Origin of the sequence: Stenotrophomonas sp. UBA7606 (assembly GCF_002477705.1) — a bacterium.
In the GTDB taxonomy this organism is placed as follows: Bacteria; Pseudomonadota; Gammaproteobacteria; order Xanthomonadales; family Xanthomonadaceae; genus Stenotrophomonas.
In genome coordinates, this window is sequence record NZ_DLJW01000041.1 from 1 (window position 1) to 8,549 (window position 8,549).

Sequence of the window (8,549 nt, forward strand, 5' to 3'; positions counted from 1 at the left end):
GATCGCGGCGATGCGGCGCAGGGTTTCGCCATCGCGCGCGGTGAACTGGTTCCAGATGCCCCAGATGTTTTCCCAGGCGTTGTAGCCGATGCCGTTGAAGAAGCAGTACTGAAGATCGTGGTTGCGGTTGCGGCCCCAACGGTTTTCGTAATTGACCATGTGGCGCGGCTCCAGCCACTTCCACTTGGACACCGGCGGCACCGGGCCGTCGGGCGCCTTCTTGCCCCAGCTCTGCACGTTCCAGATCAGCTGCTCTTCGGAGCTGATGGTGGATTCGGGCTGCACTACCACCGGGTTGCCGTTGGCGTCGCAGGCATCGAAGAACGCGCGCGGCACGCCGTTGAAGGTGTCACCGTTGATGCCATCGGCGCCGGTGGCCTTGATGATCTCGGCCATGCCGTCCCAATGGGTCACGCCCGGGTCGCGGGTGCCGTGGTCCCACGGCTTGGCCGGCAGGAACACGCGCACGCCGCGCTTCTGGAAGGCCTTCACGGCAGCGGTCAGCCCTTCCAGGCCGCCGGGCAGCGTGTGCGCCAGGTCGAACTGGTTGCGGTCATCGATGCCGATGTTCGGGTAGATGTACCAGATCAGCACCGAGTCCAGCCCGCCGAAGCGCGCGACCAGGTCGTCCAGGTACTTGTCCACGGTGTACTGCGCGGTCTCCACGTCGAAGAAGTAGCGGTCCTCGACCATCATCTGCGCGTGCACGAAGTTGCGCTGCGCCCATTGCAGCTCGGGGCGGCGGTAGTTCACGTCGGTGTAGCCGATCCGCACCAGGTGTTCGCGGCGCCAGTCCTTCAGCTCGGTCAGCCAGTCGCCGGCACTGGCGTTGGCATCGATCATCCAGCTGCCGATGTCGGCGAACGGCCAGGCCGGTGCCTTGCCCGGGGTGGGCAGGTAGCGGCCGGTGGTGACGTGCGAGAACTTGTACTCGGTGCTGATCGCCTCGCGCCCGTGGTCGGGGCTGTCGTTGTCGTAGTCAGGCGTGGGGTACGGCGTGGTCATGGCATTCATCCAACGAAAAACAGGGGGAGCAAGCGGTCAAAGCGCGCACCAGGCCGCGAGCGCGGCATGGGCGTCGGTGCCGGGGACACGGCGGGCATCGGCCAGCAACGCGGTGACCTCGGTGTGGTCGGGAATGCTGGATTGTGCGCCCAGCCGCGTGCAGGCCAGCGCGGAGGCGGCACTGGCCGCCAGCAGCGCCTGCTGCAGCGCATCGCCACGCGCCAAGGCCGCTACCAGCGTGCCGCAGAAGGTATCGCCGGCTGCGGTGGTATCCACCGGCGAAATGGCGAACGCCGGCTGCAGCAGGGTACGGCCTTCGTGCCGCGCCAGGCAGCCGCGCGCACCGAGGGTGACGATCACGCAGGGCACGTCCAGCCGCGCCAGCCCGCTGGCCAGGTCCGGCGGGTTGCCGGCGACCACGTCCAGTTCGCCCTCGTTGACGATCAGCATGTCCAGTTGTGCCAGCAGCTCGGCCGGCAGCACCTGCGCCGGTGCGGCGTTGAGCGCGACCTTGACCCCGGCCGCACGTGCGGCCACTGCATAGGCCAGCACGGTGTCGAGTGGGGTTTCCAGCTGCAGCAGCAGCCATTGCACCCCGTCCAGCGCGGGCAGGTGTTTGGGCTGCAATGCCATGTTTGCGCCGGGCGCAACGGTGATGGCGTTCTCGGCATCATCGGACAGGCAGATGAAGGCGGTGCCGGTCGGCAACTGTGCATCGCGCACCGCGTGCAGCTGCACGCCGGCGTCGCGCAGCGAGGTTTCGATCGGCGTGGCGAAATCATCCAGGCCCAATGCGAGCAGCATGCGGGTGCGGGCGCCACCGGCACGCGCGCAGGCCACGGCCTGGTTGGCACCCTTGCCGCCGGGGAAGGTGCGGAACTCGCGGCCCAGCACGGTTTCGCCGGGCGCCGGCACGTGCGCGGCGCGGACCACGAAGTCGAGGTTGGCCGAGCCGGCGACAAGTACGGTGGAACTCATGGAATGGCCTGGTAAACGAGGTTGTAGAAGCGGGTGGAAGGTGAGGCGAGCGACCTGTCACCGCTGGGCAGGTATTGCATCAGCAGGATGGCCACCAGCTTTTCCTTGCGGTCGATGGTGAAATAGGTGGACGCCGCGCCCGACCAGCCGAACTGGCCGACGCTGCCGAGCTTGCCGCGGTAGGCCGGGTTGGTGATGACATAGCCGCCCAGGCCGAAGCCCTCGCCCGCGCCATAGCTGCTGATGGCCGGCTCGAAGCCAGCGAGCTGGTCGCTCATCATCAGCTCGACGGTCTTGCGCGAGAGCAGCTGTTGTGTCCCGCTGCGGCCATCGTCGAGCAGCATGTGGGCAAACTTCAGGTAGTCGGCAGCGGTGGAGTACAGGCCGCCGGCGCCGCTGTCATAGCCTTTCAGGCGCACGCCCGGATTGCGCGCGCTGAGCGTGTCGGCCACGCGCAGGCTGCCATCGTCGTTGCTGGTGGGCAGTTCGACCACGCGACCACGCTGCGCCAGCGGCACTTCAAAACCGGTGTCGTGCATCGCCAGCGGGCTGAAGATGCGTTGCTGCAGGAACTGCGCGAACGGCTGCCCGCTGACCACCTCGACCACGCGCGCCAGCAGCTCGGTATTGCTGCCTTCGTAATGGAAGTGTGTGCCGGGCGCATCGGCCAACGGCAGCGTGGACAAGCGGCGTGCAACGTCCTGCAGCGAGGTCGCGCTGTCGACATCGGCCGCGGTCAACAGCTTGGTCGCCACCCGGTGCGTGTCCGACGCCGCCGCGAAGCCGCTGGTATGGGTGAGCAGATGGCGCAGGGTAATCGCGCGCGGTGCATCTTCGGTCTGCGGATGTTGCAGGTCGCCGCCGGTCACCACGGTGCGGTCGGCGAACTCGGGAAGGTAGCGCGCCAGCGGATCGTCCAACGACAGCTTGCCTTCTTCCAGCAGCATCAGCACGGCGACCGAGGTCACCGGCTTGGTCATCGAATAGATGCGGAAGATACTGTCGGACTGCAGTGGCCGGTGGCCAGNNNTGCAGGAAACCATCCAGCCGTTGCCAGCGCTCATCAGCGTGCAGCAGCGGCGCGGACAGGCACAGCAGGAGTGCGACGCCATGGCGCAGCCAGCGGCGGCTGCGCGATGTTGCGATTGGTCGATGCATGGCGTGCACTCCTGCGCTCATCAGCGGAACGTATACGAATAGCTCAGCGACACCACGCGACCGCGACCGGCCCAGTAGTTCTGCCAGCCATCGCCCTGCGAGCCGCTGAGGATGTAGTACTTGTTGAACAGGTTGTCCACGCCCAGCGAGAACGTGCCGAAGCGCCCCGAATCATAGTTCACGCCCAGATCCCACAGCGTGTAGCCGTTGATCTTTTCGTCGTAGTCGTACTCTTCGCCATCATATTCGCGCACCGCGGAGCCGGTGAGGTGGCGGTCACGCAGCATGCTTGCACCGAGGGTAGCGTCGAGGTTGGGCAATGCCTTCCACACCAGCGCGACGTTGACCTTGTCCGGCGTCGCATCGAAGATGCCCAGCGGCTTCTTCATCGGACCTGCATCGTAGCGGCCCTGCGGGTCCGGGCCCCAGAACGAGGTGTAGCCACGCAGGTGCGTGTACAGCCCGGTGATCTTGAAGGTGTCGGTGAAGCGGAATTCGCCGGTGAGCTCGATGCCTTTGATGTCGGTGGGCGCGCGGGTCATGATGAAGTCGCTGGTCAGCGGGTCCACTTCCAGCGATGCACCGAAGTCGGAGGTGGAGTGGTACCAGCTGCCACTCAGCGCACCGCGCGAACCACGCCAGTTGAAGCCGATGTCGATGTTGTCGACGATGATCGCCTGCAGGTCGAGGATACCGGCCACGGTCTGGCCCGGGTAGTTCACGTTGCGCAGCGGGATGCCGATGTCGGGCAGGGTGAAGCCCTTGCTGTAGGCACTGAACAGGGAGAACTCATCGGTGACGCGCCAGATCGCGCCGATGTTGGGCAGGTTGGCGGTGTAGTCCAGGGTGCCGCCTTCGACGAAGGAGTTGTTGCGGTAGGCGACGGTGGTATAGCTGTCGATGTCGAGCTCACCGTTCTCGCGACGGAAGCCGCCGCTGACCGTGACCGGGCCGATATCCCAGGACAGCTGCGCATACGGGGCGACGCTCCGGTAATCCATCGGCGGCACCCATACGCGGTCGGTCATCACCAGCCGCTGCTCGGCCACGTCCTGCACGAAGTCCACGCCGGTATGCAGCTCCAATCCGTCCACGCCAAAGATGGTGGGGCGCGTCCATGAGGTACGCAGGCCCTTCTTGCGTGACTGGATCTCGGACTGATCGAAGATGCGGTCGGCATCGTCTGCCGGTGCCGGCTTCACCAGCTGGCGGTCGGCGCCGTTCTCCGGCAGGAAGCGCATGCCCTGCTTGGCCTGGTAACCGACCAGGTCCAGCGTGCCGCCGTAGAAATCGCTGTGGGTGTACTGCAGGCTGTACTGGATGAACTTGTTGAGCGCATCGCGCTGGCCGTCGATATGGCCCTTGATCGAGGTATTCGGCACCGGCGTGTCGCAGGGCGGCCAGTCGTTCGGGCCCTTGCAGCCGACCAGCTGGATGTAATCGCCGTTGCCGCCGATGTTGAAGTTGCTGTACGTGGCCTGCAGGCGCTGTTCGCCGTCCTCGCCGAAGTTGTAGCCGCCCTTCATGTACAGGTTGCGCGACTGCGAATCGGCCAGCGAACCGCTGGAGTTCATGCCGATGCTGCGGCTCTTGGCGTCATAGGCCATGCCGCGCTCCAGCTGCGAGACGCTGGCAAGGAAGTCGTAGTTGTCCTGCTTGATCGCATGGCTAAGGCCCAGCTTCCAACCGACGCTGTCGTCGTTGAACTGGGTCTGGTAGCGCGCATTGATGGTGGTCTCGCTGCCGCTCTGCTCCGGCACCTTGGAGATGTAGTTGATCACGCCACCGGTAGCGCCGATGCCCTCTGCAGCGGACGGGCCGTTGATCACTTCGATGCGGCCGATCACGCCCATGTCGGTGAAGGTGCCGTTGCGCGTGCCTTCGCGCAGCGGCGAACCCTGCGGGATGCTGTCGAACAGGCGCAGCGGAATGCGCCCACGCAGCGACTCACCGGAGTTGGTCATTGCCTGCGAGGATTCGGCATAACCGGGAATGGTGCGTGCCAGTACCGCGGTGTTGTCCTCGGTGATGATCAGCGACTGCTTGATCTCCTCCGGGGTGATGATGGTGATGGCGCCGGGTATCTTGTCCACCGCCTTGGGCGCGCGTACGCCGGTGACGATGACCCGGTCGAGCTCGGTGGCTTTCTTGTCCTGTGCGCGCTTGTCGGCGCTGCGGCTGTCTTCTTCGTTTGCTGCCTGCATCTGCTGGGCCTGCACGCTGCTGCTGATCGCAGCGGCCAGGACCAGAACCCCCAACGCTACCGGTACCTTCTTCATGTTGTTTATCTCGTTTTTGTTTTAGATAAGACGTGCATGAACTGCTGCCGCGGACTGCGGCATTCCGATACTTCTGTTGGCTGTTGCATCCCTCCCGACGCAACTCCCCGACAACAGCAGCCTAGGCGTGCACAGGAGGGCATTGAAGGCGGGGGGCCTTGCTTCAGACGTGAGGTTTTGTTGCTTGAAACAAGCTGTGGTTTTTTCTTGCGATGCAACAAGAAAGGTTTTCTTGTTGTCTGGTGGATGCCCGTCACCGCGTAGCCCGGGTAAGCGCAGCGCACCCGGGATACTGCAGCCGTCGCTTGCACCTGCAACGCGACGATAGGTATGGGCCTGTTGCCTGCGATGGAAGCGGATGTTGCGGACCTTGCGTGTCCCGAGTGCGCTGCGCTTACCCGGGCTACCGTGTTGTTGCCTGCCTCGCAAACAAAAACGGCGCCACAGTTGCCTGCGGCGCCGTCTTCAAGTTGCTGCTATCAGAACTTGATGGTGTGCGACAGCGACACCATCCGGCCGCGGCCGGAGAAGTAGTTCTGCCAGCCCGGCAGCTGCGACCAGGTCAGCACGTACTGCTTGTCGAACAGGTTCTCGATGCCCAGCGACAGCTGGCCGAAGCGGCCGGTGTCGTAGTTCACGCTGAGGTCCCACAGCGCGTAGCCATAGGTGTTCTCTTCGTTGGCATAGACGTCGCCGTTGGCCGGATTGGTGAAGGTCTCACGCAGATCGCGGTCGAAGGTCTTGCTCACGCCCAGGGTGGCGTTGAGGGTGTCGTTCGGGGTCCAGGTCAGCGAGGCATTCACCTTGTCCGGCGAGATGTCCAGGATGCCCATTTCCTTCTTCAGGCCCGAGCCCGGGTAGTACTGGGTCTGGCCACGGATGCGCGAGTACAGGAAGGTGGCCTTCCAGTGCTCGTTGAAGGTCCAGGCGCTGTTCAACTCGAAGCCTTCGATCTCGACCGGTGCGCGGGTCAGGATGAAGTCTTCGGTCACCGGGTCGATGGTCAGGCTGGAGCCGTAGTCCGAGGTGGAGCGGTACACGGATGCACCCACCTGACCCTTGGCACCGCGCCAGTTGACGCCGATTTCCTTGTTCTCGGTGATCAGCGGCTGCAGGTCAGCGATGCAGGACACGGCCTTGCACGGGCTGTTGGCCTGGATGTTGCGCAGCGGGATGCCGACGTTGGCGATACCGAAGCCTTCGGAGTACGAGGCGAACACCGACCACTGGTCGTTGATGCGCCAGATCGCACCGAAGTTGGGCATGTTGGCCTTGTAATCCATCTTGCCGCCCTGCACCGGGGTGTGGTCGCGGAAGGCCACCGTGGTGTAGCTGTCGATTTCCAGCTCGCCGTCTTCGCGGCGCACGCCGGCATCCAGGGTCACCGGGCCGATGTCCCAGCTCAGCTGCGCGTACGGCGCCAGGCTGGTGTACTTCATCGGCGGCACCCACAGGCGGTTGGTCAACGCCAGGCGCTGCTCAGCGGTGTCTTCGACCAGGTCCAGGCCGGCACGCAGGCGCAGGCCTTCGACCTTGAACAGGTCGCTATAGGCGTAGCCGAAGCGCAGGCCCTTCTTCTCGCTGTTGATTTCCGACTGGTCCCAGATGCGCTCGGCTTCTGGCGGAGCCGGCTTGGTCAGCTGGCGATCAGCGCCGTTCTCCGGCACGTAACGCATGGCCTGCTCGGCCCAGTACGCATCAACGCTCAGGTCGCCGCCGAAGAAATCGGCATTGGTGTACTTCACTGCGAACTGTTCGAAATCGTTGAACTCGGCCAGCGAGCCGGCGATGGAGCCCTTCTCGGCGGTGTTGGTGGTCGGATTGGGGCACTCGACCGGATCAAAGCGGCAGCCTTCCACCGGAATGTAGTTGTGCTTGCCACCGATGTGGAAGTTGCTGTAGCTGGCCTGGATGCGCTGCATCTGGTCTTCGCCGAAGTTGTAACCGCCCTTCACGAAGAGGTTCTTGCTGTACGAATCGGACAGCGAGCCAGAGGTGTTCAGGCCAACGCGGCGGCCGTCGCCGTCATAGGAGATGCCACGGTCGATATAGGCGCCGCTGATCAGGAAGTCAGCCGCATCACCACGGTAGGTGTGGGTGACGCCGATCTTGCTCTGGTCGCTGTTGTCCTTGAACTGGGTGCCGTAGCGGGTGTTGATGATGGTCTGGTGGCCATCCACTTCCGGGTTCTTGGACAGGTAGTTGATCACGCCACCGGCGCCACCAATGCCTTCGGCGGCGGACGGACCGTTGATGACCTCGATGCGGCCGATCACGCCCATGTCGGTGAAGGTGCCATTGCGGTTGCCTTCGCGCAGCGGCGAGCCCTGCGGCACGCCGTCGAACAGGCGCAGCGCGATGCGACCACGCAGGGTCTCACCGGAGTTGCTCATCGCCTGCGAGGATTCGGAGTAGCCCGGCACCATGCGTGCAAGCACGGCGGTGGCGTCTTCGGTCAGGTTGAGGGTGCGCTGCACCTGTTCCGGGGTCACCAGGGTGACCGCGCCGGGAACCTTCTCGATGGCGACCGGGGTACGGCTGCCGGTGACGATCACCTGGTCCAGGTTGGTGGCGGTGTCGTTCTTGTCTTGTGCAAAGGCCGGGCTGATCGCGGTGGCGAGCAGCGCGGCGCTGATGGCAGCCGACAGTGGCTTGATCATGTTTCTCTCCCCCAGGGTATGAATATGTGCCGGCGCCGGCCTGGGAGCCGATGGCGACAGAAAGCGGTTGGGGACTGGCGCCCCTTTGATGGTGCCGTTTGATGCGCCAGGGCCTGCGGTTGCAGGCGTCGGACGCAACTCCGACGATGGGCGAAGACTAGGCGCGGCCCCGGCGCGATAGAAGCGCGCCCGTGTATGTTCAAAGCCTAGGGTTTGTTGCGATTGGGTGACGTCGCCTGCAGAGGCATGACCGGGAAACCCACCAGGGAGTGCCGAGCCATGCTCGGCAGGGGCCTTCCCAGGAAACCCATCAGGTAGTGCCGAGCCATGCTCGGCAGAGGCTTTGCCGGGAAGTATCAGATAGATGGCGCGTCCCATGTAAGAGCGGCGTAGGCCGCGAAGCAAGCGCCCCTTCGGATCGCAATGTTGCGTGATCCTGTGGCGATATCTGCTTCGCGGCCTACGCCGC

At 64.5% G+C, this 8,549-nt stretch carries 4 protein-coding genes and 1 pseudogene; all 5 read right to left on the minus strand.

Annotated features, from left to right (window positions below; genetic code table 11):
* Positions 1-1,005: pseudogene (locus B2527_RS05730) on the minus strand (formylglycine-generating enzyme family protein); the annotation flags it as partial.
* Between the two features lie 36 nt (positions 1,006-1,041).
* On the minus strand, positions 1,042-1,983 hold the full coding sequence (locus B2527_RS05735) for a ribokinase (RefSeq protein ID WP_293706573.1): 942 nt from the start codon (positions 1,981-1,983) through the stop codon (positions 1,042-1,044).
* Complete coding sequence (locus B2527_RS05740) at positions 1,980-3,095, minus strand: serine hydrolase domain-containing protein (RefSeq protein WP_422664251.1); 1,116 nt, start codon at positions 3,093-3,095, stop codon at positions 1,980-1,982. Before B2527_RS05740 ends, B2527_RS05735 begins: the two co-directional genes overlap by 4 nt.
* 66 nt (positions 3,096-3,161) lie before the next feature.
* Complete coding sequence (locus B2527_RS05745; protein ID WP_293706575.1) at positions 3,162-5,420, minus strand: TonB-dependent receptor; 2,259 nt, start codon at positions 5,418-5,420, stop codon at positions 3,162-3,164.
* A 479-nt stretch (positions 5,421-5,899) separates the two neighbouring features.
* Positions 5,900-8,080: a TonB-dependent receptor gene (locus B2527_RS05750; RefSeq protein ID WP_293706576.1), complete on the minus strand. Its 2,181-nt coding sequence runs from the start codon at positions 8,078-8,080 to the stop codon at positions 5,900-5,902.
* Positions 8,081-8,549: the final 469 nt, after the last annotated feature.